Origin of the sequence: Aromatoleum toluclasticum ATCC 700605, from assembly GCF_000378245.1 — a bacterium.
Classification (GTDB): domain Bacteria; phylum Pseudomonadota; class Gammaproteobacteria; order Burkholderiales; family Rhodocyclaceae; genus Aromatoleum; species Aromatoleum toluclasticum.
Genome location: NZ_KB899494.1, coordinates 167,354 through 191,911, shown reverse-complemented (window position 1 = coordinate 191,911; position 24,558 = coordinate 167,354). Strand labels below are relative to the sequence as shown.

The following is a 24,558-nucleotide window of genomic DNA, read 5'->3' as shown; positions in this document are numbered from 1 at the left end:
GCATGCTCAGGCAATGGAAAACACGCCCAGAATTTAGGTATCTCTTTGTTTCCACGCTGAAACTGCCGGATGGCGCGCACGTACAATCGCCCACCGCGATCTCGTCGCACGAGATTCGGAGAACCGGGAGAAGCCGTGGACAAATCAATGATGCTGGGTATCGGGCTGGGAGCACTGGGCGTCACCGCAGGAGGTGCCTTCGCAACTTACAGCCTGGTTGAGCACGGGCCGAAGTACGCGGATGTGGTCGCCGTGCAAGCGCTCACCGAAACGGTCAAGACGCCGCGCGAAGAATGCAGGGACGTCGTCGTGAATCGTCGCGCCCCGGTCAGGGACCAACACCAGGTCGCCGGGACGGTGGTCGGCGCCCTCGCGGGCGGCCTGCTGGGCAACCAGATCGGCGCCGGCACCGGCAAGAAGGTCGCCACCATCGCCGGCGCAGCCGCCGGCGGTTATGCGGGCAAGAAGGTCCAGGAGAACATGCAGGCCAACGACACCTACAGCACCACGGAAACCCGGTGCAAGACGGTGACGGACACCAGCCAGCGGGTCGTCGGCTATGACGTCGAATATCGACTCGGCGAGCACCTCGGACGCGTGCGCATGGACCACGAGCCCGGCCCGCGCATTCCGGTCAAGGATGGCCAGCTCGTCCTGACCGGGGCGCAGGGTGCGGACGCGCGATCGGGCTCCGGCTCGGGCAGTTGATCCGGTCCGCCGGACCGATTGCAGCCCTCCCGCTACAGGCTCGGTGCTGCGAGCCTGAAACGGCGCCGGAGCGCCGGAGCCAATAGTCGTTACGCAAGCGCACGGTCGAAATCGGCGATCAGGTCGGCTTCGTCTTCGAGCCCGACCGAAACGCGGATCAAGCCTTCGGCAATGCCCATTGCGGCGCGCGCCTCCGGTCCGGCCTCCCAGAAGATGGTCGGCGCGACCGGAATGATCAATGTGCGCGTATCGCCAAGGCCTGTCGCCTTGATCGGCAGGGTGAGGCGGTTGAGCACGTCTATCATCGACGACGGGTCGCACAGCTCGAAGCTGAACAGCCACGAACCGGCGGCGAACAGGCTCTTCGCGCGCTCGTGTTCGGCGTGCGACGGCAAGAACGGGTAGTGCACCGCCTGAACTTTCGGGTGCGCTTCGAGCCACCGCGCCAGCGCGAGCGCCGTGCTGCTCGTCTGCCGCACACGCAGCGGCAAGGTTTCGCTGCCGACGCTGATCCGATGCGCCTGGTCGGAGCACATCGTGCCCCCCATGTCGCGCAGGCCTTTCTTGCGGACCTGCAGCAGCCCCCAGGCTTTGGGGTCTCCTTTGCGATACGACGGAAAGATGTTCGGGCTGAGCGACCAGTCGAACAGCCCGGTGTCCGTGACGGCGCCGCCGAGCGCCTCGCCGTGACCAGCAATGGTCTTGGTCAGGGAGTTGATCACCAGGCTCGCGCCGACCGTGCGCGGCCTGAACAGGGCCGGCGAGGTGATCGTATTGTCAACCACGTAGATGAGCCCGCGCTCGCTGCACAACTTGCCGATGGCGGCGAGATCGGCGACCTGCGTCCTCGGATTGGCAATGGTCTCGACGAATACCATGCGCGTTTCGGGCCGGATCGCGGCTGCGACGTTCTCGACGGAACACGCGTCGACCTTGTCGACCGCAACCCCCAAGCCCTGGATGGTGCCGAGCAGACTGTTCGTGTTGCCGAAGATGTACCTGCTCGCAACCAGATGGTCGCCTGCACGCAGGAGCGTAAGCAGGGTCCCGGCGATCGCCCCCATGCCGGTCGCGAAGCACACCGTTCCTGCGCCGTCCTCCAGCGCGGTGATCTTGGCCTCCAGCGCGGCCGTAGTCGGCGTGCCTTGACGCGCGTATTGGTAGCCTCCCTTGTAGGTTCCCTGAAAGGCTCCGATCAGGTCCTCGGCGCGGTCGAAACCATACTGAACCGAGGTGTGGATCGGTTTGTGGATTCCTCCGTGCTCGACGCCGAAGCGGCGATCGGAATGGACGTTATCCGTGCTGAGTGCACGATTGTCGGCTGATGAATGCATCGTCGAAGTGTACATCGCCGCGACCAGTCTGGAACTCGGTCTCATGCAAAGCTTTCCATCTGACCCGGGAACCGGCCGGCCGTCGCTTCGCCGACACCGGCTTCAGCCGCGCCGAGCGGCCTCGATCACCGCGATGTCGATCTTGCTCATCTCCATCATCGCTTCGAACGCGCGCTTGGCCGCCGCCTGGTCAGGATCGGTAATCGCGGCGATCAGGGCGCGTGGCGTGATCTGCCACGACAGTCCCCACTTGTCCTTGCACCAGCCGCATGCGCTTTCCTGACCGCCGTTTCCGACAACCGCGTTCCACAAACGGTCCGTTTCGGCCTGGTCCTCGGTCGCAACCTGAAACGAAAAAGCTTCGCTGTGTTTGAACGCCGGGCCTCCGTTCAGTCCGAGACAAGGGATACCCATCACCGTGAATTCGACCGTCAGGACATCGCCCTGCTTGCCGTCCGGATAGTCACCGGGCGCACGATGGACGGCCCCTACCGAGCTGTCCGGGAACGTCTGAGCGTAGAACTTCGCGGCGTCCAGCGCGGTGCCGTCGTACCACAGGCATATCGTGTTCTTGCTGACCATCGGGGTTCTCCAAGATTGAAAGAATCACGTGCATTCGCGCCGCGCAGCGAAGCGGCGAACGAAGGCGACACTGATCCACAAGCGGACCAGGAACCTGCGGGCCGTTCAACGCCTGCCGGGCCACGCCGGTGGCGCTTTCCTCTTCGACGTACTCTAGCTGCTGGCGAAGTTGACAACCTGTGCGCGTGGTCGGTTTCGACAACGAACGGGGCGAAACACTTGATTTCGAGACACCGGGCGCCTTTTCTGGTCGCCTCACGGAGCGTCACCGGGCGATCGTCCAGACACGGCAGCAGGACGGAGGAACCGTCGGCTTGCGCGAGTCGGCAGGCCACACGCACCGGAACCCTCGCACACCTTCATGCGTCAATGGGAACACGCCACAACGACGTGATCCCTGCATGGAGGCCACGCAATGAACACCCCCGACCACGATCCTTCCCGCGACTTGTCCTTCGAGCGCTTCGTCGATCTGCCGGCGGACGCCATCTGGGCCGCGTGGACGCAGCCCGAGCTGTTGATGCCATGGTTCTGTCCGCGCCCGTGGACCACCGTGGCATGCCGGATCGACCTGCGTCCGGGCGGCGAATTCCACACCGTGATGCGCTCGCCGGAAGGACAGGAATTCCCCAACAGCGGCTGCTACCTGGAGGTCGAGCCGAATCGCTGCCTCGTCTGGACGAATGCCCTGGAGCCGGGATTTCGACCGGTTCCCGCCGGCACGATGGCGGATTTCTTCTTTTTCACCGGCATCGTCACGATGACGCCGCAGGGCGACGGCACGCTCTACGGCGCCCGCGTCGTGCATGGCACGCCGGAGGACTGCCAGCGGCATGCGGCGATGGGGTTCGAGGAAGGCTGGGGCAAGGCGCTCGATCAGCTGATCGAGTTCATGCAAGCGCGCCGCTCGTGACGCGGCGCCATCGCAGCCGGGTTAATGGTGCGGCGTTCCCGGCTGCTTGCGCCTCTCCGGCCGCGCCTGCACTGCGAGCATTTCGCGGAAGAGGGGTGAGGCCTGCGCGAGTTCCCACGCGCTGCCCATCGCCTCGATGCGCCCGTCCTGCATGAGGATCACCTGGTCGAAGCGATCGAGCAGATGCAGGCGGTGCACCGAGGACACGACGACCGCATCGGCGAAGTGCTCGAACAGACCCTGATACAAACGCGCCTCGGTTTCCGGGTCGAGCGCGCTGCTCGGTTCGTCGAGCAGCACCAGCGAGCTGCCCTCGGCCGCTAGCACGCCGCGGGCGAGCGCGAGGCGCTGGCGCTGGCCGCCGGACCAGTTCGCGCCGCCTTCGACGACGCGCGCGGCGAGCCCGCCGTGCAGGCTTTCGACGAAAGTGTCCGCGCAGGTGGCGCGCAGCGCGGCGCTGATCGCCTCCGGATTGGCGGTGCCGCCGAGCAGCAGGTTCTCGGCCACGGTGCCGTCGAACATCTCGGCCTGCTGCGGGATCAGCGTCGCGATGCCGCGCAGGATGGAGGCCGTCTCGGGCGCGGGAATCGCGTCGAAGCTGACGACGGCGTCGGCCGGGGTATCCAGCCCGGCGAGCAGGCGCAGCAGCGTGCTCTTGCCCGCGCCGCTGGGGCCGACCAGCGCGTAGCGGCGGCCGCGTTCGAGCTCGAGGTGCGGGATGTCGATCGCCGCGCCGGCGCGGTCGCTGCCGGCGTGGGCGAAGCGCAGGTCCGCGACGGTCATGCGGCGCCAGGGCTCGCCGTCGGCGGTGCAGCGCGCGGGCTCGGCGGACTCGCGCGCCGCGAACACCGGCTGCGCCGAGGCGAAGTCCGCGCGCTGGCGCGACAACGACTGGAAGTGCGAGGCGATCGCCGTGATCACGCCGCCGGCCTGCTGCGAGTATTCGTACACCATGAAGACCTTGCCCAGCGCGATGCCGGTCGCGACGCCCGCAGCCGCCCCTCCCGTCACCTCCGCGCCGATCAGGCCGGCCGCCTGCGCGGCATACACAGCAACGAGGACGCACCACAGCAGGCTCGCGAGGAGATCGACCGCGGCCCACTTCGCCTCGTTGATGACGATGCTGCGCTTGAGCGGCCCGGCCATCGCCTCCAGCCGCGCCGCGATCAGGCGCGCGACACCGTCGGCACGGCGCAGCGCGAGCACCGACAGCACGTTGCCGAGCACATCGACCATGGTCGCGGACCACGCGCGCTCGGCGCGGTTGGTATCGACGGCGATCGTCATCATCACGCGGTCGAAGCGGGTGATCATCAGCGCGATGAGGCCGTAGCCGATCACGGCCACGCTGCCGACGAGCGACGAGATCAGCCACAGCGCGACGATCGGGCCGATCAGCTGCACGGTGTTCTGCAGGTAGATGAACTGGCTCTGCGCGAAGTCGTACAGCGCACCGGTGCTCTGCTGCACGCGGTGCGTGATCTCACCGGAGTGGTGGCGCTCGTGCCATGCCAGCGGCGCGCGCATCAGGCGCCCGACGAGCAGCGCCGACAGGCGTTCGCGCACGCGCAGCGCGACGTTGCGCTCGAGGATGCGGCCCGGGCCATGCAGCAGCCAGGTCGCGACGATGGCCGTGAACACGAGGATCAGCCAGCGCCCGGCGTCGGACAGCGCCTCAAGCCCTCCCTTCTGGATCGCATTGATCGCATTGCCGGCGAACCACGGCACGCCGAGCTTGAAGAGCTGGGACGCGAGCAGCAGGCCGAAGGCGCCGAAGATCAGGTGGCGCACGCCGTCCGCGTGCTGCCACAGCGCGCGGTACATCGCCGGCAGGCTGGCCGGGCGCTCATGGGCGGCATGCTCGTCAACGGCGACCGCCGCCTGAACGGCGACCGCCGCCTGGACTGCCTTCTCGTCATCCTGCTCGTCGATGACTTCGACGGTTTCGGGAACGCGCAATCCTCTCACCTCCGAATGTCGGGACTCCCAAGTGTAACGTTTGGCACGCCCGTCGGTGAAATTCCCGCCGCATGACGCAGCGCCGCCGCACGTTTCCGCTGCGCCGACAGCATCGCGCGGTTGGCGACGACGACCGCCAGCGATACGAGCGCGACGATGACCGTCGCGAGCGCGTTGATCTCGGGCTTGAGACCGTGGTGCAGGCGCGCGAACACGAGCACGGGCAGGGTCGTGCTGCCCGGATCGGACAGCATCGCCGCGAGCACGAAGTCGTCCATCGACAGCGTGAAGGCGAGCAGCCACCCGGCCACCAGCGCCGGCGCAATCACCGGCACGGTAATCACGAAGAAGACCTTGAACGGCGGGCAGCCGAGATCGAGCGCGGCCTCCTCCAGCGAACGGTCCATTTCGCGCAGGCGCGACTGCACGAGCACCGTCACGTAGGCCGTGCACAAGGTCGTGTGCGCGGCCCAGATCGCCGCGACGCCGCGCCCGCCGAGGAAGGTGAATAGCGGATGCGTGAACAGCAGCACCAGCGACAGCCCGATCACGACCTCGGGCATCACCATCGGTGCCGTCGTCATGCCGGCGAAGGCGGCGCTGCCCGGGTAGCGCCCGAAGCGAGCGAGCACGAAGGCCGCCGCGCTGCCGACGACGACCGCCGCGGTCGCCGCGAACGCGCCGACGCGCAGCGACAGCAGCACCGCGTCGACCAATTCGTCGTCGCGCAGCAGCTCTCCATACCAGCGCAGCGAGAAGCCGTCGAACTGCGTCGTGATCTCGCCCGCGGTGAAGGAGAACGCAATCAGGCACAGGATGGGCACGTACAGGAAGGCGTACACCGCCAGCAGCCAGACTGTCGCGCCGGGACGGACGCGCGCGCTCATCATCCGGCCTCCCCGCTGCGGCCATCGGTGCGACCATCGGCGCGGCCATGCCGGTGCAGCAGCACGATGGGCGCGATCAGCACCAGCACCATCGTCACGGCGACCGCCGCCGCCATCGGCCAGTCCTGGTTGGGGCCGAAATCCTCCCAGATCTTGCGCCCTATCATCAGCACGTCGCCGCCCCCGAGCAGATCCGGGATCACGAACTCACCCACCGCCGGGATGAACACCAGCATCGACCCGGCGACGATGCCGCGCCGCGACAGCGGCAGGGTCACGCGCAGGAAGGTCGTCCACGGCCGCGCACCGAGGTCCGCCGCCGCCTCGAGCAGCTGCGGGTCCAGCTTCACGAGGTTCGCGTAGAGCGGCAGTACCATGAAGGGCAGATAGCTGTAGACCATGCCGACCAGCACCGCGCCCTGGTTGTAGAGGAGCTGCAGCGGCGCATCGACGAGGCCCGCCGCGAGCAGCACCCGGTTGATGAGTCCGAGCTCGCTGCTGTCGAGCAGCACCATCCACGCATACACGCGCAGCAGGAACGAGGTCCAGAACGGCAGCATCACCAGCATCAGCAGCGTGTTGCGCGCGGCCTCGCGTGAGCGGGCGATGTGGTAGGCGAAGGGATAGCCGATCAGCAGGCACAGCAGCGTCGTGAGCGCCGCGAGCAGCAGGGAATTGCCCCATGCGGCGAGGTACTGCAGGTCCGCGCCCGGCGTGCCGAGCGCGAGCAGCTCGTCGTGCAGGCGGCGGTAGCTCGCGAAATCCGGGCGCAGATGGGGCAACACGTCGCCCGGCTCCATGACGAAGGGCGGCAGGTAGGGCGGGATCGCGAGTTCGGGCGTGGACAGGCTGACCTTGAGGATCAGCGCGAAAGGCAGCGCGAAGAACAGCAGCATCCACGCCCAGGGCAGCATCCCCACCCAGAAGCGGCCGCGTGCGAGGAAGAAGTGCTGCCGTCTCATCGCGTCAGCACCACGCCGTCGGGCGCGAACCACGCGACCCGCAACACGTCGCCCCAGGTCGGCGGCGGCGCATCGCCCCAATGCACGGAGGGCACGCTCGCGATCACGATGCGGCCGTTCGCAAGCCGCACGTGATACACGGAATGGCTGCCGAGGTAGGCAATGTCGGCGACCTCGCCGGTCGCGGCGTTGCAGTCGGCAGGCTCGGATACGCCAGCGGATGCGGCACCGGCGCGGCTCAGGCTCACGCGCTCGGGGCGCACCGACACCCAGGCCTCGTCCCCCTCGGCCAATCCCGCCTCCGGCGGCAGCACGATTGCCGCGGGAAAGTCCGCGCCCGCGAGCGCCCCGTCGGCGACGCGCCCGTGGAACAGGTTCGCTTCGCCGATGAATTCGGCCGTAAAGCGGCAGTCGGGGGTCTCGTAGATCTCGCCCGGCGTGCCGACCTGCAGCAACCGCCCCTCGTTCATTACACCGATGCGCCCGGCCATCGTCATCGCCTCTTCCTGATCGTGCGTGACGAGGATGCAGGTGACGCCGACGCGCTCGATCAGGTTCACCAGTTCCAGCTGCGTGCGCTGGCGGATCTTCTTGTCCAGCGCGGCGAGCGGTTCGTCGAGCAGCAGCAGCTTGGGCTCCTTCGCGAGGCTGCGCGCGAGCGCGACGCGCTGCTGCTGCCCGCCCGAGAGCTCGTGCGGCTTGCGCCGCGCATAGCGTTGCATCTGCACCAGATCCAGCATCTCGGCGACACGCGCCTCGACCTCGGCGCGCGTCAGCCGCGGCCGCTCCTGCCACAGCCCGAACGCGACGTTGGCCTCGACCGTCATGTGCGGGAAGAGCGCGTAGGACTGGAACATCATGTTGGTCGGGCGCCGGTGCGCGGGCACCTCGGCGAGGTTTTCGCCGTCAAGCACGATGCGCCCCGCATCAGGCGTCTCCAACCCCGCCAGCATGCGCAGCAGCGTGGTCTTGCCGCAGCCCGAGCTGCCCAGCAGCGCGAAGATCTCGCGCTCGCCGATCTCCAGCGACACCTCATCCACCGCCAGCGTGTCGTCGAAGCGCTTCGTCACGCCCTCGATGCGCAGGTAGGCCCGCCGGTTTGCCGCCCCCTTTTCGCCTGCCTGATCCACGACCGCCTCCCGGCCCGGCCGCGCTACTTTGCCGTCTTGAAACGGTTCAGCGCCTGCGTGAGCTCGCGCTGAACCTCCTTCGTCAGCACCGGCTTCGCGTGCAGGCGCAGCTTCAGCGCCTCGGGCACGTTGATCGCCGGATTGCCGGTGATTTCCGCCGCAGTGAGCGGCAGCGCCGCCTTGTTCGCGCTGAGGTAGTAGGTTTCGTTGGAGATCCGCGCGACGACCCGCGGATCGAGCATCGCGTTGATCCAGGCGTGCGCGTTGGCGACGTGCGGCGCATCGCGCGGAATCGCCATCACGTCCACCGACATCATCGCCCCCACTTTCGGGATCAGGTAGCGCACGTTCGCGCCCGTGTGCGATTCGGCCGCCCGCCGCGCGGCGATCAGCGCATCGCCCGAGAACATCATCGCCACGCACAGGCTGCCCTTGGCCATCTGGTCGATCGGCGACGAGTTGAACACGCGGATGTCGCCCCGTACCGGGCGGATGCGCTCGACCGCGGCGCGGATGTCGGCGGGATCCATCTTCGCGGTGTCGGCGCCCGCGTAGAGCATCGCCGCCGGAATCACGTCGCTCGCCTCATCCATCAGCGCGATGCCGCAGCCCTTCAGGCGCGCGGTCACGGCGGGGTCGAAGAGCAGATCCCACGCGTTGTCCGGCAGCTTGCCGTCCAGCGCCTTTTCGACCTTATCGACGTTGATCGCGACCCCCGTCGTGAACCACATGTAGGGCACGACGAAACGGTTGCCCGGGTCCGCACGCTCGACCGCCTTGAGGATCACCGGATCGAGGTTGGCGAGATTCGACAGGCGCGCCTTGTCGAGCGGCTGGAAGATGCCCGCCTGGATCTGCCGCCCCGCATACTCGACGCTCGGATAGACGACGTCATAACCGCTCGCACCGGTCAGCAGCTTGCCCTGCAGCGTCGCGTTGCTGTCGTACAGGTCGTACTTCACCGCGATGCCGGTCGCCTTCTCGAAGGCCGGGATCGTGTCGCGCGCGATGTAGTCGTTCCAGTTATAGACGTTGAGCGCATTCGTATCCGCCGCGCCCGCCCCGGACACATCGAAACCAATCCCCAAAAGGCCGAGTACCACCGCCAGAAACCCGTGCAGTCGCATCGCATTCCTCGCACCACGTCTCACCTGCCGCCATTGTGCATAGGCGCCGGAAAAATGTACGCAACATTTTGCGCAGCGCGCCACCGTCCCGCGCCCGACTGCCGCGTGCGTGCGCAGCAGGCAAACGCCATGAACTTCGACCCCGTATTGCGCGGTCCGTGCGAACCCGTGGGAGCGGCTTCAGGAAAATCCCGTTGCCATGTTTTTCGGATATGCTGACGGGCTTTCCGGCAATCAAGCGCAAGCGGCGACGCTGCCCTGTTCACGGGGGCGCGCGTCCCGACCTCCATATGCACAGCATTCCCGACTTCATCGCCGGCAGCGCCGGCTGGCGTCAGAGCGCACGCCTGCTCACCCTGACGACGCCGCTCGGCCCCGACGTGCTGCTCGCCGAAACCGCCACCATCGACGAGGCGCTCGGCCCGCTCGCCGAACATGCCGGCTTCCGCATCGAGCTCACCGCCCTGAGCGCAGACGCCCACCTGCCGCTCGCCGCCCTGCTCGGGCAGCCCGCCCGCGTCGATCTCGTCACCGCGGCCTCGCGCACCGTGCTCCGCCCCTTCCACGGCCACGTCACCCATGCCGACCGGCTCGGCGCCGACGGAGGCTTCGCGCGCTACCGGCTGACCATCGAACCGTGGCTGAGCTTCCTCGGCCACACGCGCGACAGCTACCTCTTCCAGGACATGAGCGTCGTCGAAATCGTCGACGAGTTGCTGGGCGACTGGCAGGGCAAGGGCCGGCTCGCCCCCGCCTGGCGCTGGCAACTCGCCGATCCCGCCGTCTACCCACGCCGTGGCATGACCGCCCAGTACCGCGAGAGCGATCTCGCCTTCCTCCGACGCCTGCTCGCCGAGGAAGGCCTCTTCTGCTGGTTCGAACACCAGTCCGACAGCGGCCCCGCGCTCGGCGCCCACACGCTCGTCATCGCCGACCACAACGCTGCCTTCCGCGACACCCCGCAGCCGCGCATCCGTTTCACCCAGGCCGGCGCGACGCTCGCCGAAGACAGCATCGACCGCTGGACCGCCACCGCCCGCGTCGACACCGCCTCCACCCGGGCCGCGAGCTGGGACTACCGCAGCCTCGCCACGCGCCCCCAGGCTGCCGACAGCGCCCATCGCGACGCAGCGGCCACGACCGTCGCCACCGACGACCCCGGCCCCTACGCCTGGCAGACCGCGGCGGACGGCGAACGCATGATCCGCGGCCAGCGCGAAGCCATCGACGCACGCATGCGGCAGATGAGCGGCGAAGGTACCGCACGCAGCGCCGCCCCCGGCACCATCTTCGAACTCGCCGACCACCCGCGCCATGCCGGCACGGACAGCGTGCAGCGCCGCTTCCTGATCACCGCCGTCACCCACCGCGCGCGCAACAACCTCGCGACGCTGCCGGCAAGCGCAGCGGGCACCTCGCCGGAAGGCGGCACAGCCGACTTCTACCGCAGCCACATCCGCTGCATCCCCGCCGCCGTCCCCTGGCGTCCGATGCTGCGCGACGGCCACGGCCGCGCCATCCACCCGCGCCCCACCGCCCACGGCCCCACCACCGCCATCGTCGTCGGCGACTGCGCCGGCGCCGGCGAGCCCGCCCCGACCCACACCGACCGCGACCAGCGCGTGCGTGTGCAATTCCACTGGCAGCGCGGCGAACGCTCGGCCGGCCGCCAGACGCACCCGAGCGGCAGCGACAACGCCCCCGCCGACTCGAGCCGCGGCGTGTGGCTGCGTGTGCTCTCGCCGATGGCCGGGGCCGACTGGGGCGGCCACTTCGTCCCGCGTCCCGGCCAGGAAGTGCTGGTCGCCTTCCAGCACGGCAACATCGACCGCCCCGTCGTCATCGGCACCCTCTACAACGGCGAGGGCAACCCCGACGCCGCGGGCAACCGCCTCGCCGGCGGCACCCAGCGCGCCACCGCCAACGCACCGGCCTGGTTCGCCGGCCAGTCGGACCCCGCCCACACCCACCGCGCCAGCCTCTCCGGCATCAAGACGCAGGAACTCGCCGCCAGCCGCAGCGGCCAAGGCGGCTACAACCAGCTGGTGTTCGACGACACCGCGAACGAAGCACGCATCGAACTCTCCACCACGGCCCACGACACCCGCCTGCAACTGGGCCACCTCAAGCAGCAAACCGGCAACGCGCGCGAGGCCAACCGCGGACACGGCGCCGAACTCGCCACCCGCGCCGCGCTCGCCACCCGCGCCGGCAGCGGACTGCTCGTCAGCGCCGACGCCCGCCTCGACGCACGCGGCCCGCATCTCGACAGCCGCGAGGCGATCGATGGCACGGACGAAGCCCGCGACCTCGTCCACGGCCTCGCCGCGACCGCCCACAAACACCACGCGGGCCTGAGCGCCGACGACGCCCCGGACAGCCTGCCCGCCACCACGTCACTCGACCACGCCCTCGAGGTCCTGCGCAGCACCACCGAACGTCAAGGCACCGACGCCGCTGCGAGCCGCGGCAGCTTCCTCGCCGCCGGCGGCGGCACCGGCACCGTCCCCGCGTGGTCCGCCCCCCGCATCCAGTACAGCGCCCCCGCCGGCATCGCCCAGCTCACCCCGCAAGACCTCATCCTCGCCACCGGGCAGAACCTCGTCACCGCGTCGGGCGACACCCAGCTCGTCAGCCAGGGCAATCACGCCATGGCGATCGCGCATGGCCTCGCCCTCTTCACCATCGGCAAGGCCCCAGGCGGGCAGAAACCCAACACCGAAACCGGCATCCACCTGCATGCTGCCAGCGGGCAGGTCAGCGTGCAAAGCCAGAGCGGCAAGCTCAGCGCCGCCGCCGACAAGAAGATGACCATCGCAAGCACCACCGCCGCGCTGTCCGCCAGCGCGAAGAAGCACATTCTCGCCACCGCGCAGGGGGCGTATCTCAGGATCGAGGGCGGCAACATCCAGTTGCATGCGCCCAGCGCAGTCAAGCTCAAAGCCTCGCAGAAAGTTTTTACCGGACCAGCGAGCATTGAAACCGCCGAACATGCTGCCAAGGTCGACGAACTGCGCCTCAAGCGCGACATGGAGATTCGTTATCTCGATGCTGATGGCCAGCCCGCCGCAGGAGAACACATTGCCTTGTCCTTCAACGACGGGTCTAGCAAAGCAGCGACTTTGGACGCCACCGGCAAGACAATTCTTAGGAACGTGCCGCTAGGGCCTGTTATTGGACGCCAACCGCGTCGTCGCACGTAAGGAATGAAGATGAAGATGCTTGCGGAACCATCCAAACGTCAAGCGGCACCTGAAACTGCGTACCAGCGCGTCTGTATTGACCTGCCCGGCGAGGCCGTTCGCTGCTGGCGGTCAAACGATAAGGTCGAGGTGATCCTGCGAAAACACAGAGACATCATCCTGCAGTTCAAGATGAAGGCGGGCTCGACGTATACCGTTGAGAGCGAGCCGAACCCGGTCTTGAGAGCGGCATCGGCCGGACGTCCGCACGAATCGATCCTTTCCCAACGCGACTTCTATAATGCCCGGGACAAGAAACTGATTGAAGCCCGACTGAAACAGAAAATCCAGTTCCAGGATGGTGAGCAACTACATCTCTGGGTCGGACGCGAATTCAACGGTGTGTTGCTTGTGAAGCGAGGCGACGAGGTCGTGGGCCGGTTTGAACCGAACGCATTCGATGCCTTCCGCTATGGATCGGACCCGAAAGCGAAGCCGGCACCTATGATTGTGGTAGTCGATTCCGCCACCCCCAATTCGGGAACAATCCGCAGAGCCCCCGAATCGACAGAGACCATGCATGTATTGGAGGTCAGGCGGGGCCTTGGATCGTTACCGGAAGATCTCGCCGATTTCTTCAAGAAAGGTGGCGAGGAAACTGCCATCGACACAAGCAAACTGATGACCCGCAACTGGCTGTGGGCGCAGATCACGGGGACCATCGCGTATCTCGACAGCAACAAGGCATGGATACGTGAACTGTGGACTCAAAAGTTCCTGATTACCAAGGTCAAGGACAAGGCGTACATCATTTTCAAGGGAAACCACGAGCTGCGCGAGTATTTGAAAGGCACTCGCTACCTTTCGGACAACAGCAAGGTTGTTGCCATCAGTGCCGGCGCAGGTACGTTGAAAGGGGCACACAATGCCGCATGGGACGCATCCAAAGGCAGTTTCAAAGGCACAGCCGGTTGGGCCGTGGTCTTCACCATCAGCCTAGATGTAGCTGAATGGCTTTCCGATTATGAAGCGCGCAATCCCAGGACCGGCCGGCCTAAACGGGATTTTTTCGATCTTGGTGCAAAAATTTTTACCGATGTTGCTTGGGCGGCGCTGGGCGCGTGGATTGGATCGGTGGCGACGTCGGTTATATTGACCCTGACGGGTGGGGCTATTTTAGGTGCCGTCGTGGTGGTTGGAGCAATTGCCGCAGCAGTTCTTGTAGGCTACGGACTCGCATGGCTCGACTCCAAATTTGGAATCACAGCAACCATCGCCGAAACGGCTCGGAATTCAGCTGCACATCTCGACCAAAAATTTCCTAACGATTACGCAAATTACCAGTCATCGGTCCATGAGATGCTGTCGCAGGGGGCGCAATGAGTAACGTATCTCATCGCCGACCAGCGTTCGATGCCGATCGGTGCAAAATTTTCGCATGGAGCTGGATATTTCTTGGCCTATTTTCCGCGTTTGGCGCTTGGGCAATTCATGATAGCCTCGGAATCGCAAGCGACGCTCCGACCATTTTCGCCGGATCTGGAATTGCAGGCGGAATCTCCTTTCTCGCCCTTAGCCACGTTAAATTAAGAATTCGTCGAGCGCTCACGTGGGCGATTGCTATTGGCTTTGCAAGTGCGACGCCAGTTCTCGTCCTCTTTGGGTTTATGGGTTTTGCCTACTTCATCCTAATTCCGCAACCGTTCGAAGTCCGACTGCTGCAATGGACTGCAATTTTCTTTGCGGGGGGACTGTGGAGTTGGATCGACCTCAACGGAACACGCCGACGAGTCACAAAGAAACATTACATAGAACGGGAATTCGCTGAATCCACCGATCACGTTACGTTGCGGTGGGAACGAAAAACGGATCTCGAAACACCTTCGATTAGCAGCAACACAATGCTCGGCCGCCTATGGAACAGTCACGGAGCCAAAATAGTTATGGCATTGGCCCCGCTGGCCAGCGCAGGTTATGCAATTTCCCGGATTGCTGACGCAGCCGGTGGCGCGGAGGCGGTCCTGCTGTTATTGACTTTTCTCGGGTTGCCGATTTCCTTGTGGGGAATTTCGAAGCTCGTTTCTGGCATCTACCTTAATATCTATCTCGTCTGGCAGGTTGAGCGCAAGACTGGCAAGCCTGTGCTTTTCGATCTTATTCCCGAGGGATCATCGTAGAGGGATCGAAGATTTCTGGCCTATCCCACAGGGCAGCCGCAGCTACCCATTATGCATGTTGAGACTGTCAGTGAGGTGGGCGACAGAAGCTGCCTCCCCAACCAAAACGGTACCAAGTTGCACAAAATTTGTGCAACCCGCGGTCACCCTGGGCTGTCTCCGGACGTGTCGACTATGCGATCTGCGTAGCTGCGGCAGCCCTGGGGGCACTACTTGGTATTTTGCTTCTCTGCATGAATCTTCTTGTGCCGATCGGCTGGGTAGTCGCGGCTTGTGTTTGCATAACCTTTATCGTTGTTACCGTCCTGATTGAAGACAAAAAGGAAAACAGAATCCATGAATGGCTGGCGCGCTGTCTCTTCGGCTTCAATTCGGACAAGTACGCCACTGCTGAGTTTGAACAAATTCAGCTTGACCGTGCTTTCCAGTAAGGAGCAAACATGGATTTTTACGGATTTGTGCAGCCTTACAGGATCAACCGCCAACTACTAGATTTCGAGAGAGAAGAACACCTTACGCCTACGAAACGATTGGGTGTCGTACCGCATTACAACCTCTCAGTGATTCGCATAAACGGCACCTTCTTGGAAGGGGCCGATAAATTTTATTATTCTCGCGGTTTTGTTGCGATGGCCGGAATTCCACTTGCTGTGCTTCTATGGCTTGTGTTTGCCTACGATGGCATTACTCGACCAGCCATTTTGATGTTTTTGAACCTTGCAGTTGCAACTGGATGCAGTTGGCTTGTATTTCGTGACACCTTCACCTACACCCACTTCCCCATCCGCCTGAATCGCAAGAACCGCCAGGTCTACGTCTGGCGACGCAATGGAACCGTGCTCAAGGTTGGTTGGGATGACATCTATTTCACAATCGGCGGCAGCGAGACAACATGGAAAGACCTGTATGTCGCCGGCCATGTGATGGATGCAGACGGGAAGACGGTGCGCGAGACCTTTGCATTGGGGGCCAGTGGAGAGAAGGATCAGCTCCATACCCTGTGGGAGTTCTACCGTCGCTATATGGAAGAGGGGCCTCAGGCCGTATTGTCGGCCCTGGAGAAACCTCTCATCTGCTTGCCTCGGCTCGATCTCAAACGTGAAACCTGGCGTTTCGGCTGGGAGCGCATCACTTTGCAGCTCAACGGCCTGCCGCTCTTCCAGCTTCTGCTCCAAGTGGGGTTTTTCCCGCAAAGTCTGTTCCGCTGGGTAGCGATGCGTACCAGCAAGATCCCGCGGTGGCCTAAGTGGGTTGAGGACGAATGCGCTATTGCGCCCGACGATCCGTGCGTGATGGATGTGTCGACCAATGTGTACGTTGACTAACGTAATTTGCCGCAATGCCACAGCGGCGGAATATGTTATCGCGTGAAAACGGAATCATCCGCGCCCCTCAGCGTCAAACCCCGACCAGAACGAAAGGAGTCGTCATGAACTCCCCCGCGTCCCCCGACAGGAACACCGTCTCGACGGCGTTCGAACGCAGCTTGCTTGTACGGCTTCCCTTCGTGCTGGCAGGCGGTACGCTGATGGCCGCCCTCGCGCCCGCACTCGCCCGCGTCATGGCGTGGGCCGGCATCGGCCCGGATCCCGCCGCGAGCATCACCACCGCCGACATCATCGGCCTCAGCATCCTGGGCCTGACCTTCAGCTCCGTTACTGTGCTCGCGATCGGCGCGGTGATCGTGCTGATCATGAAGGGACCGGCCTATTTCGCCGATTCCTACCCGCTGCAGGACGCGGATCGCCCCGATCCGCCGTCTCAGGCGCGGGCGAGCACGCGCGGCCGCTGAACGCTCAGGCTTGCAGGCCGCGCCGCGTCAGCAGCAGGCCGGCCTCGAGGTGATGGGTGTAGGGAAATTGGTCGAACACCGCCGCGGCGGAAATGTCGTGGGTGTCGGCGAGCGCGGCGACGTTGTCGCGCAGGGTGTTCGGGTTGCAGGAGATGTACAGGATGCGGTCGAAGCCGCGGGCGAGCTTGACGGTCGCGTCGTCGAGGCCGCTGCGCGGCGGGTCGACGAACAGCGTCGAGAAGCGGTAGCCGGCGAGGTCGACGTCCTTCATGCGGCGGTATTCGCGCCCGCCCGCAAAGGCGTCGCTGATCTCGTCGCTCGACATGCGCACCATCGTGATGTTGTCGACGCCGTTCGCCTCGATGTTGTAGTGCGCGGCGCGCACCGAGGATTTGCTGACCTCGGTCGCGAGCACGCGCTCGAAGAGCGGCGCCAGCACCATCGTGAAGTTGCCGTTGCCGCAGTAGAGCTCCAGCAGGTCGCCGCCCACGGCCGCGACCTGGCGCCGCGCCCAGCCCAGCATCTGGCGGTTCACGCCGCCGTTGGGCTGCGTGAAGCTGCCCTCGATCTGCTGGTAGCGCAGGCGCCGTCCGTCCACCTCGAACTCCTCGAGCAGCCAGTCGCGGCCGAGCACGATCTTCTGCTTGCGGCTGCGGCCGATGACCTGTACCCCCAGTTCGGCCGCGAGCGCACGCGCGGCCGCTTCCCAGTCCGCGTCGAGCGCGCGGTGGTAGACCAGACTCACCATCAGCTCGCCGCTCAAAGTCGCGAGGAACTCGACCTGGAAGATCTTCTTCCGCAGCACCTCGTTCGTCCGCAGCGCGTCGCGCAGGCGCGGCATCAGTGCGCAGATCGGCGCTGCCGCGGCGGGAAAATCGTCGATCAGCACCGGCGTCTTCGGGTCGTGCTGGGCGAACATCGCGTAGTCGACGAGACCGTCGCCGTGGTGCCACATGCGGAACTCGGCGCGCAGGCGGTAGTTCAGCGGCTCGGACGCGAACACTTCGGGTGCGGGCACGCCCAACGGGGCGAAATCGGCCGCAAAGCGGGCGACCTTCTCGGCGAGCTGGGCGGAGTATTCGGCGGGATCGAAGCGGGGCAGTGACATCGTGATTCGGCGGCGGTGGCGCCCCGCGTCGCGGATGGAAACGGGCGGCGAGCGGTGACGGAGGTGGGGCGAAAGAGGGGACGGTAGAGCGGGCAATCTGCGGAGACGCGACTATACGCCGCCCGAGCCTGCGATGCAGCCGCCCCGGTTGCGGGCTGTCTTGACGGGCATCAAAGCCCGCCGGTCATGACCGAGTAAACTACTCGGATATTCCCAGAATCCGCAATCCAAGCGGTCACGAGGCTCCCCGACATGGCCAAGAAGTTTCCCCTGCATCCCAAGCACCCCGAACGCATCTGCTGGGGCTGCGACAAATACTGCCCGGCCGATTCCCTCGCCTGCGGCAACGGCTCCGGCCGCACGCTGCACCCTGCCGAGATGCTCGGCGAAGACTGGTACGAATACGGCGACTGGGGGCTGGATGTGACGGAAGATCCGAAGAAGCCCGCGGAGCCGGCGAGCCGCTGACTCGACCGGGGGGCAGGACGCCCCTCCTGCGGGCAGCGCCGCGAACATTCGCCCGCCCCGACCTTCCTGCGGTACTACACTGCAGCATGGGGGTCACCCCCGATTGGCGGGAGACGCGCAGGATGGCTTTCGACGAAGGACTCGCCGAGCGGCTGCGGGACGAACTCAGGGCGCACCACGACATCGCCGAAAGGCGCATGTTCGGCGGCCTCGCCTTCATGCTGCACGGCCACATGTGCGTCGGCATCCTCGACGACACGCTGGTCGTGCGCGTCGGCGCCGAACGCTACGAGGACGCCCTGCGCACAGCCCACGCACGTCCGATGGACTTCACGGGGCGCCCGCTGACCGGATTCGTGATGGTCGAACCGCCCGGCTTCGAGTCGGACGCCGACCTGTCGCGCTGGGTCAAGCGAGCCTTGCGCTTCAATACTTCGCTGCCGCCGAAATGAGGAGCGAGGAGTGGCGACACCCGGGGCGAGCCCGCGGAAATGCCTGCCGCGGGCCGTCGCCGCCGACCACCGTTACATATCCACACGCAAGCATCCGCCCCATGAACAGGAGGCCTGACTAAGATGGCGGACATGTTCCGTCTCGCCCCCCCCTCCGCACACCTGCAACTGCTGGTCGCGATGCTGCGCGATCCGGGCTCGACCGGCACGCTGTTGCCGTCGTCGCGCGCGCTCGCGAACGCACTGGCGAGTGCCGCGGAAGGCGCGGACCTCGTCGTAGAGCTCGGGGCGGGCACCGGCCCGGTCACCGACGCATTGCTGACGAAGCTGCCCGACGTGCCGCTGATCGCGGTCGAACTGCAGACTGCCCTCGCACAACGCCTGCGCCATCGTTACCCGTCCATGGACGTGCGCGAGGCGACGGCACGGCAGGTGGTCGACTCGCTGTTCGACCAGCCCGGCCGTATCGTCCTCGTTTCCAGCCTGCCTTTCCGTTCGCTTCCCGCAGCTGTCGCATCCGAGACGGCGCACAGCCTGTGCCGCTTCCTCGCGCATAGCCCGGAACGCAAGCTCGTGCAGTTCACGTACCATCCGCGTGCGCCGTTCGCTGCGCCGCGCCACCTGCGCTGGAAGCGCACGGCAGTGATCTGGCGCAACACGCCGCCGGCGGGGATCTGGGAGCTGCGGCTGGCACCCTGAACACGCGGCTCGGACCGGGCGACATGCCCGACGGCTTCAACCCGCTGCCTTCATTGCGCTCAGGCCCACGCCGCGGTCCGATGCCGCACTCGCCGCCTCGAAGCGCCGGATCTCCGTCAACGCGTCGTCCAGGCCCATCTCGCCGGCCTCGAGCAGCTTGCCGGCCAGATGCTCCGTGAGCGGCTTGAGCCCCGCCAGCACGGCCTTGGTCTCGCCATACAGGCGTTCGCTCTGCGCTTCCATGATGCCGCGCGTCTCCTCGTCGAGTACGCGACTCGGTCCCTGGCCGTCGTTCGTCAGCGCGCCGAAGTTGAGGCGCGTCTTGCGGTACATGCCCATCTCGCCGACGGCGTGGTGCAGGAGCTGCGTGACGCGGGTGATGTCGTTGTGGGCGCCGTTGGTGGTGCCGTCCTCGCCGAAGAAAAGCTCCTCGTTGGCCATGCCGCCGAGCAGCACGCGCACGTCGTGTTCGATGTCGCCCTTGGTCTTGAGCAGGTCGGTGCCCTGCTTGTGGAAGACGAAGCCCAGCGCGTTGCTGCGCGGGATGGCCTTGAGCGAGATCTTGATCGTCTTCATGTCGGCGAGGATGCGGTCCCAGTCGTCGTTGGTGAGCTCGCGCTCGCGCTGCAGGTCGACGAGGAAGTGGCCCCATTCGTGCACGGCGATGATGCGGCGGTCGCGCTCGCGTTCGTCGGTGGTGCTGGAATTGACGTTGCCGACCAGCACCCGCTCGGCGGCCTGCATCAGGGTGTCGGCGCCTATCATCTCGCCCGCCTGCACCGCGGTGATGCCGGCCTGGTTCACGATGGTCTCGAGGTCGGCGGGGCTACGCCCTTCGGTGACGCCGACGAGGTGGCTCAGGTCGAGGCCGGGCAGCACCTTGTCGGCGCGCTGCGCGAGGTAGTACCGGATGATCGCAAGCCGCTCCTCGCGGTTGGGCAGGCGGAAATCCACTTTCATCTGGAAGCGGCGCAACATGGCCTCGTCCATCTCCATCGTCTGGCTGTTGAAGTTGCTCGCGACGATCCAGATGATCTCGGCCTCGTCCTTGCTGCGCACGCCGTCGAGCACGGCGAGCAGGGTGTTGGCGGTATCGTCGTCGAACTTGCGCCGTCCGCCGCGCTTCATGAAGAGATCCTGCGCCTCGTCGAGGAACACGATGCAGCGTTTGCGCCGCTTCGCCATCGATACGATGCGGTTGAGCGTGTTCGCACCGCCGGCGACGTAGCCCGTTTCCAGGTTGGCGGCGGAGTGGAACAGGATGGGCAGGTTCAGCTCCTTGGCGAGATAGCTCGCGAGCTTGGTCTTGCCGGTGCCGGCCGGGCCGCTGAACATCACGTTGAACGGCTTGCGGATGCCGTATTCGGCGTACAGGGCGCGCCGCTCGTACTGGTCCTTGATCTGCGACACCTCGGCCTTGATGTCGTCCATGCCGACGAGCTCGTCGATGGAGCCGCGCACCTGCCCGGGCTCGATGAACTTCAGCGACTTGAACTGCCCGCGCAACTGCATGAAGAAAAAGCTCAGCAGGCCCAGCATCAGCGCCGTCGACAACACGCCGCTGAGCGCGGCGCGCCAGCCGTCGTCGGCCGAACGCGGACGCCCGTTCGCGAAGCGCTGGTCGAGGCGCTCGAACACCTTGAGCGCGTCCTCGCCAAGTTCGGCGCGGGGAATGAAGGCGAGCCGGCCGGACCATGGTGCGGAGACGGCCTTGTCGGCAAAGATCTTGGTTTCCAGGTCGCTCGGGTAATAGGCGTGCTGCTGCCCGTGCGACTGCACGAGGATGATGCGTTCCGAAAGATTCCACATCAGCGGCTCGTAGATCACCGTGACACGATCGACGGGGTTCGCGTCGAGGAAGCCCAGCACCGAGCCGCTGCCCAGCACCACCGGCACGCTCTCGTCGAAGGTCCACACGCCCGCCCCCGGCCCGCCGGCGACCGCCATCGCCTTCACCTCCTCGGCCAGCGCGGCGCGCTTCTGGGACAGCATCATCGAATGGATGCCCATCAGCGGGATCAGCACGACGGTCGCCACGATCAGGAATTTCACCAGCGAGCTCTGGATCACGAACCAGTCCTGGAGCCGGCTGGCGGACTTCCTCAGCTTCAGCCAAGGGCTGGCCGGCTCGACGGTGCGGGAAATCGACTCTTCTGACATGGCGGTCCTCCGCTACGGTCGCGCCGCAGGGTTCCGGGACGGAATCACCGATCGGCTGGCCCGCGTCCCATCGGCGCGGCGGCGCCCGGGGTGGCCGCCCGAACAGCGATGCTCGCCCCGGCGACGCACGGAGCGGCGTCGGGAGACTCCAGCATAGCGAGCCACCGTACCGTACTAGCGTGAAGTATTGAACGCAGGCGAGACGATCACCGTCGCGACGTCCATGCAGGACGCCTGCGACGGTTGATGGGGTCGGGACCTGCCCGCAGAAGACGGCTGCTCAGCGTGCGCCGGGCGGCGGCGGAGGGGGCATGCCGGCGGGCGGGGGCGGCGGAGTGCTGCGGTAGCGATCGGAGCGGTCAGGGGAATAACGGCCCGACACCGGCACGCGGTGGCCGTTCGCGTACATGCACTGCACGTACGCGTGATCGTAGCGGCGCTGCGCATCGTAGCCGGACACCTCGGCGGCACCGCTGCCGGCGGCGCTGCCGATCAACAGGCCGGTGCCGGCACCCACGCCCGCGCCACGCCCGCCATCGACCGCGGCACCGACTGCCGCACCGATCGCCGTGCCGACCACCGCGCTGCGTACGCCGGCGTCGGCCGCAGCCTGCCCGGCCGAGCGGCCGCCGATGTACTCGTACGCGTATTGGCGGCAGCTCGAGTCGTCGGCGCGGAACTCATTGAAGCTCGCACCGGTGCCGGGCAGCACGAGCACGTTCGGCCCGGACGGCATCGATACGCAGCCCGCAGTCACGACGGCCGCCGCGAGCGGAACAAAGCGAAAACGGATGTTCATGTTGATCCTCCCTCAGCGCGACGGCCGCGGCGCGACGCGTTCCCACCCTCCGGGGCATTCCTTGACGTAGGGGTAATAGCCCTCGGGGCGGTGGCAGTAGTACCAATAGTTGCCGCCCGATTTCCTGTCCCTGTTCGCGTCGTCATCGTCACGTTCAATATAGGTGGGCGGCGACGACGGCACGGCGACGGCCGGCGGATAGGCGTAATACGGCGGGTAGGCATAGTAGGGGTAGGGCTCGTAATAACGGTAGGGCGAATAGCCGTAATACGGGCCCGGCCAGCCCCAGAACAGCGGGATCCCGATGTGGACGCCCACACTCGAGTGGCTGTGCCGACTGATCCGTCCGCGATCGGCAGACGCGACATCCGGCAACGCGGCGCCCAAGACCAGGACTGCTGCGAATGCAAGTCTCAGCCATTTCATGGTGGCCTCCCTGTCAAGAGGATTACACGTTTATATAACGCACGAAGTCACCAGAAAGACCACATCCGAGGCGAGGAATTCCCGTCCGTGTGTGACGTATTTTTTCATTCGCCTGCAATTCGTGCGTGCCCCACGGATTTCACGCCCCACCGAAACTCGCGTTACTGATGTGATACAAATTGCTTGCCGTCCACCATTCTAAATAGTATCGTTTTGCCCAAGAGGATCGCCCGCCCCCGGAGCGAACCCGCCTTTCACCGGAGACACACCGATGCAGCAGAAGTCCTCGTCCGCCCCCGTCGATATCGGCGGGATACTCGATTACGGCCCGTTCACGTCGATGCAACGGCTCGTCGTGATGCTCGCCGCCCTCGCAATCGTCATGGACGGCTTCGACGGACAGCTCATCGGCTTCGCGATCCCGGCGCTGATCAAGGAATGGGGCATCACCAAGGCCGCCTTCGCGCCCGCGGTCGCCGCGGGCCTGGTCGGCATGGCCGTCGGCAGCGCCTGTGCCGGCATCGTCGCGGACCGCATCGGCCGGCGGCTGGTGCTGGTCGCCAGCGTGTTCCTGTTCGGTGCCGCGACGATCGCGATCGGTTTCGCCCCCGGCGTCACGGCCATCGCCGCGCTGCGTTTCCTCGCCGGCCTGGGCATCGGCGGCGCGCTGCCGAGCGCCTCGACGATGACCGCCGAATTCACGCCGGCCCGCCGCCGCACCCTCGCGGTCACCGCGACCATCGTGTGCTACCCGCTCGGCGGCATGCTCGCGGGCCTCTTCGCCGGCACCATCCTGCCCGTGCTCGGCTGGCGCGGCCTGTTCTGGATCGGCGGTGCGCTGCCCGTCGTCTACAGCCTCGTGCTGCTCGCACTGCTGCCCGAATCCGCACGCTACCTCGCGCGCAAGACCGCCCGCTGGCCCGAACTGCGCCGCCTGCTCGCGCGCATGGACCGCCCCACCGACCCCGGCACGGCCTTCGTCGACGTCGCGGAAACCGGCACCGAGCAGCGCGCCGGCTTCGCCGCCCTGTTCCAGAGCGGCCGCGCGCGCGACACCCTGGCGATCTGGGTCGGCTTCTTCCTCGTCATGCTCGCCACCTACACCGCCTTCAGCTGGCTGCCGACGATGCTCGCCGCGGAAGGCCTGCCCGCCGCCCTCGCCGGCTCCGGCCTCACCGCCTACAACCTCGGCGGCGTGATCGGCTCGCTCGGCTGCGCAGTGGCCATCACGCGCTACGGCTCGCGCTGGCCGCTGATCCTGTGCAGCATCGGCGCCGCGGCCAGCGCCTTCGTGCTGCAAGGCATCGACTTCGCGGCGAACACCACCTGGCTGATGCTCGGACTCGGCCTGCACGGCATGTTCGTGATCGCCGTCCAGGCGACCATGTACGCGCTGTGCGCCTATGCCTACCCGACCATGATGCGCGCCACCGGCACCGCCTCGGCCCTGTCCTTCGGCCGCCTCGGCGCGATCCTGAGTTCCTTCGCCGGCGCCGCCGTCATCACGTCCGGTGGGGCGGACAGCTACCTGTCGCTGCTCGGCAGCGCCATGGTGCTCACCTTCCTCGCGCTCGCCGTCGTCAAGCGCCACATCCCGGGGCTGCCCACGCAAGTCCGCGCCCAGTCCGGGCACGAACCGGTCGCACCCACGCCGGCCCTCGCGGTGAGCGCTCCGCGCACGGGAGCCTGAAGC

At 66.1% G+C, this 24,558-nt stretch carries 23 protein-coding genes; 12 read left to right on the top strand and 11 right to left on the bottom strand.

The features are described from left to right. Nucleotides 1-135: 135 nt before the first annotated feature. The gene (locus tag F464_RS0108505) at nucleotides 136-708 is read left to right on the top strand and encodes a glycine zipper 2TM domain-containing protein (RefSeq protein ID WP_040394700.1); all 573 of its coding nucleotides are present in this window, start codon (nucleotides 136-138) and stop codon (nucleotides 706-708) included. A gap of 89 nt (nucleotides 709-797) precedes the next feature. Here F464_RS0108505 and F464_RS0108500 read toward each other — a convergent pair whose 3' ends face one another. Both F464_RS0108500 and F464_RS0108495 read right to left on the bottom strand, forming a co-directional pair. Continuing rightward, nucleotides 798-2,087, bottom strand: coding sequence for a cystathionine gamma-synthase family protein (locus F464_RS0108500; protein WP_232428851.1), 1,290 nt, complete (start codon nucleotides 2,085-2,087; stop codon nucleotides 798-800). 57 nt (nucleotides 2,088-2,144) lie between these two features. Next, complete coding sequence (locus F464_RS0108495; RefSeq protein WP_018989368.1) at nucleotides 2,145-2,624, bottom strand: VOC family protein; 480 nt, start codon at nucleotides 2,622-2,624, stop codon at nucleotides 2,145-2,147. A 415-nt stretch (nucleotides 2,625-3,039) separates the two neighbouring features. On the opposite strand from F464_RS0108495, the gene F464_RS28045 reads away from it, so the two are divergent. Further along, nucleotides 3,040-3,537: an SRPBCC family protein gene (locus F464_RS28045; protein WP_018989367.1), complete on the top strand. Its 498-nt coding sequence runs from the start codon at nucleotides 3,040-3,042 to the stop codon at nucleotides 3,535-3,537. Between the two features lie 21 nt (nucleotides 3,538-3,558). Here the strand turns inward: F464_RS28045 and F464_RS0108480 are convergent, their stop codons facing one another. Genes F464_RS0108480 through F464_RS0108460 form a run of 5 tightly spaced genes read right to left on the bottom strand, consistent with a single transcriptional unit; the run spans nucleotide 3,559 to nucleotide 9,602 of the window. After that, the gene (locus F464_RS0108480) at nucleotides 3,559-5,496 is read right to left on the bottom strand and encodes an ABC transporter ATP-binding protein (protein WP_018989366.1); all 1,938 of its coding nucleotides are present in this window, start codon (nucleotides 5,494-5,496) and stop codon (nucleotides 3,559-3,561) included. 5 nt (nucleotides 5,497-5,501) lie between these two features. Next, nucleotides 5,502-6,383: an ABC transporter permease subunit gene (locus F464_RS28040; protein ID WP_018989365.1), complete on the bottom strand. Its 882-nt coding sequence runs from the start codon at nucleotides 6,381-6,383 to the stop codon at nucleotides 5,502-5,504. Then, nucleotides 6,383-7,345 (bottom strand): ABC transporter permease, encoded by a 963-nt coding sequence (locus F464_RS0108470; RefSeq protein WP_018989364.1) that lies wholly within the window; start codon nucleotides 7,343-7,345, stop codon nucleotides 6,383-6,385. Before F464_RS0108470 ends, F464_RS28040 begins: the two co-directional genes overlap by 1 nt. After that, the gene (locus tag F464_RS0108465) at nucleotides 7,342-8,475 is read right to left on the bottom strand and encodes an ABC transporter ATP-binding protein (RefSeq protein ID WP_018989363.1); all 1,134 of its coding nucleotides are present in this window, start codon (nucleotides 8,473-8,475) and stop codon (nucleotides 7,342-7,344) included. Before F464_RS0108465 ends, F464_RS0108470 begins: the two co-directional genes overlap by 4 nt. 23 nt (nucleotides 8,476-8,498) lie before the next feature. Beyond that, nucleotides 8,499-9,602, bottom strand: coding sequence for a polyamine ABC transporter substrate-binding protein (locus F464_RS0108460; RefSeq protein ID WP_018989362.1), 1,104 nt, complete (start codon nucleotides 9,600-9,602; stop codon nucleotides 8,499-8,501). Between the two features lie 290 nt (nucleotides 9,603-9,892). Between F464_RS0108460 and F464_RS0108455 the strand changes: the two genes are divergently transcribed. From F464_RS0108455 to F464_RS0108430, 6 genes are all read left to right on the top strand, one after another. Further along, entirely contained in the window at nucleotides 9,893-12,805 is a 2,913-nt protein-coding gene (locus tag F464_RS0108455; RefSeq protein WP_040394756.1) for a type VI secretion system Vgr family protein, read from the top strand. Between the two features lie 9 nt (nucleotides 12,806-12,814). Beyond that, nucleotides 12,815-14,167: a hypothetical protein gene (locus F464_RS0108450; protein ID WP_018989360.1), complete on the top strand. Its 1,353-nt coding sequence runs from the start codon at nucleotides 12,815-12,817 to the stop codon at nucleotides 14,165-14,167. Next, nucleotides 14,164-14,961 carry a hypothetical protein gene (locus F464_RS30880; RefSeq protein WP_157353614.1) on the top strand — a complete coding sequence of 266 codons (798 nt, stop codon included), beginning with the start codon at nucleotides 14,164-14,166 and terminating at the stop codon, nucleotides 14,959-14,961. The genes F464_RS0108450 and F464_RS30880 overlap by 4 nt, the downstream gene beginning before the upstream one ends. Before the next feature lie 233 nt (nucleotides 14,962-15,194). After that, on the top strand, nucleotides 15,195-15,392 hold the full coding sequence (locus F464_RS0108440; RefSeq protein WP_018989358.1) for a hypothetical protein: 198 nt from the start codon (nucleotides 15,195-15,197) through the stop codon (nucleotides 15,390-15,392). A gap of 9 nt (nucleotides 15,393-15,401) precedes the next feature. Then, the gene (locus F464_RS0108435; protein WP_018989357.1) at nucleotides 15,402-16,286 is read left to right on the top strand and encodes a DUF6708 domain-containing protein; all 885 of its coding nucleotides are present in this window, start codon (nucleotides 15,402-15,404) and stop codon (nucleotides 16,284-16,286) included. A 104-nt stretch (nucleotides 16,287-16,390) separates the two neighbouring features. Further along, entirely contained in the window at nucleotides 16,391-16,753 is a 363-nt protein-coding gene (locus F464_RS0108430) for a hypothetical protein (protein ID WP_018989356.1), read from the top strand. Nucleotides 16,754-16,757: 4 nt separating this feature from the next. Here F464_RS0108430 and trmA read toward each other — a convergent pair whose 3' ends face one another. Further along, nucleotides 16,758-17,861, bottom strand: coding sequence for a tRNA (uridine(54)-C5)-methyltransferase TrmA (gene trmA / locus F464_RS0108425; RefSeq protein WP_018989355.1), 1,104 nt, complete (start codon nucleotides 17,859-17,861; stop codon nucleotides 16,758-16,760). Between the two features lie 252 nt (nucleotides 17,862-18,113). On the opposite strand from trmA, the gene F464_RS0108420 reads away from it, so the two are divergent. From F464_RS0108420 to F464_RS0108410, 3 genes are all read left to right on the top strand, one after another. After that, the gene (locus tag F464_RS0108420) at nucleotides 18,114-18,329 is read left to right on the top strand and encodes a DUF3079 domain-containing protein (protein ID WP_018989354.1); all 216 of its coding nucleotides are present in this window, start codon (nucleotides 18,114-18,116) and stop codon (nucleotides 18,327-18,329) included. Nucleotides 18,330-18,451: 122 nt separating this feature from the next. After that, nucleotides 18,452-18,781: a TfoX/Sxy family protein gene (locus F464_RS0108415; RefSeq protein ID WP_018989353.1), complete on the top strand. Its 330-nt coding sequence runs from the start codon at nucleotides 18,452-18,454 to the stop codon at nucleotides 18,779-18,781. 123 nt (nucleotides 18,782-18,904) lie between these two features. Further along, nucleotides 18,905-19,480, top strand: coding sequence for a class I SAM-dependent methyltransferase (locus tag F464_RS0108410; RefSeq protein ID WP_018989352.1), 576 nt, complete (start codon nucleotides 18,905-18,907; stop codon nucleotides 19,478-19,480). A 36-nt stretch (nucleotides 19,481-19,516) separates the two neighbouring features. Here the strand turns inward: F464_RS0108410 and F464_RS0108405 are convergent, their stop codons facing one another. From F464_RS0108405 to F464_RS0108395, 3 genes are all read right to left on the bottom strand, one after another. Continuing rightward, a complete protein-coding gene (locus tag F464_RS0108405; protein WP_018989351.1) occupies nucleotides 19,517-21,640 on the bottom strand; it encodes an AAA family ATPase in 2,124 nt (707 codons plus the stop codon). Between the two features lie 280 nt (nucleotides 21,641-21,920). Continuing rightward, complete coding sequence (locus tag F464_RS0108400; protein ID WP_018989350.1) at nucleotides 21,921-22,439, bottom strand: glycine zipper family protein; 519 nt, start codon at nucleotides 22,437-22,439, stop codon at nucleotides 21,921-21,923. A gap of 12 nt (nucleotides 22,440-22,451) precedes the next feature. Then, complete coding sequence (locus tag F464_RS0108395; protein WP_018989349.1) at nucleotides 22,452-22,865, bottom strand: hypothetical protein; 414 nt, start codon at nucleotides 22,863-22,865, stop codon at nucleotides 22,452-22,454. A gap of 271 nt (nucleotides 22,866-23,136) precedes the next feature. On the opposite strand from F464_RS0108395, the gene F464_RS0108390 reads away from it, so the two are divergent. Next, entirely contained in the window at nucleotides 23,137-24,555 is a 1,419-nt protein-coding gene (locus F464_RS0108390; RefSeq protein WP_018989348.1) for an MFS transporter, read from the top strand. Nucleotides 24,556-24,558: the final 3 nt, after the last annotated feature.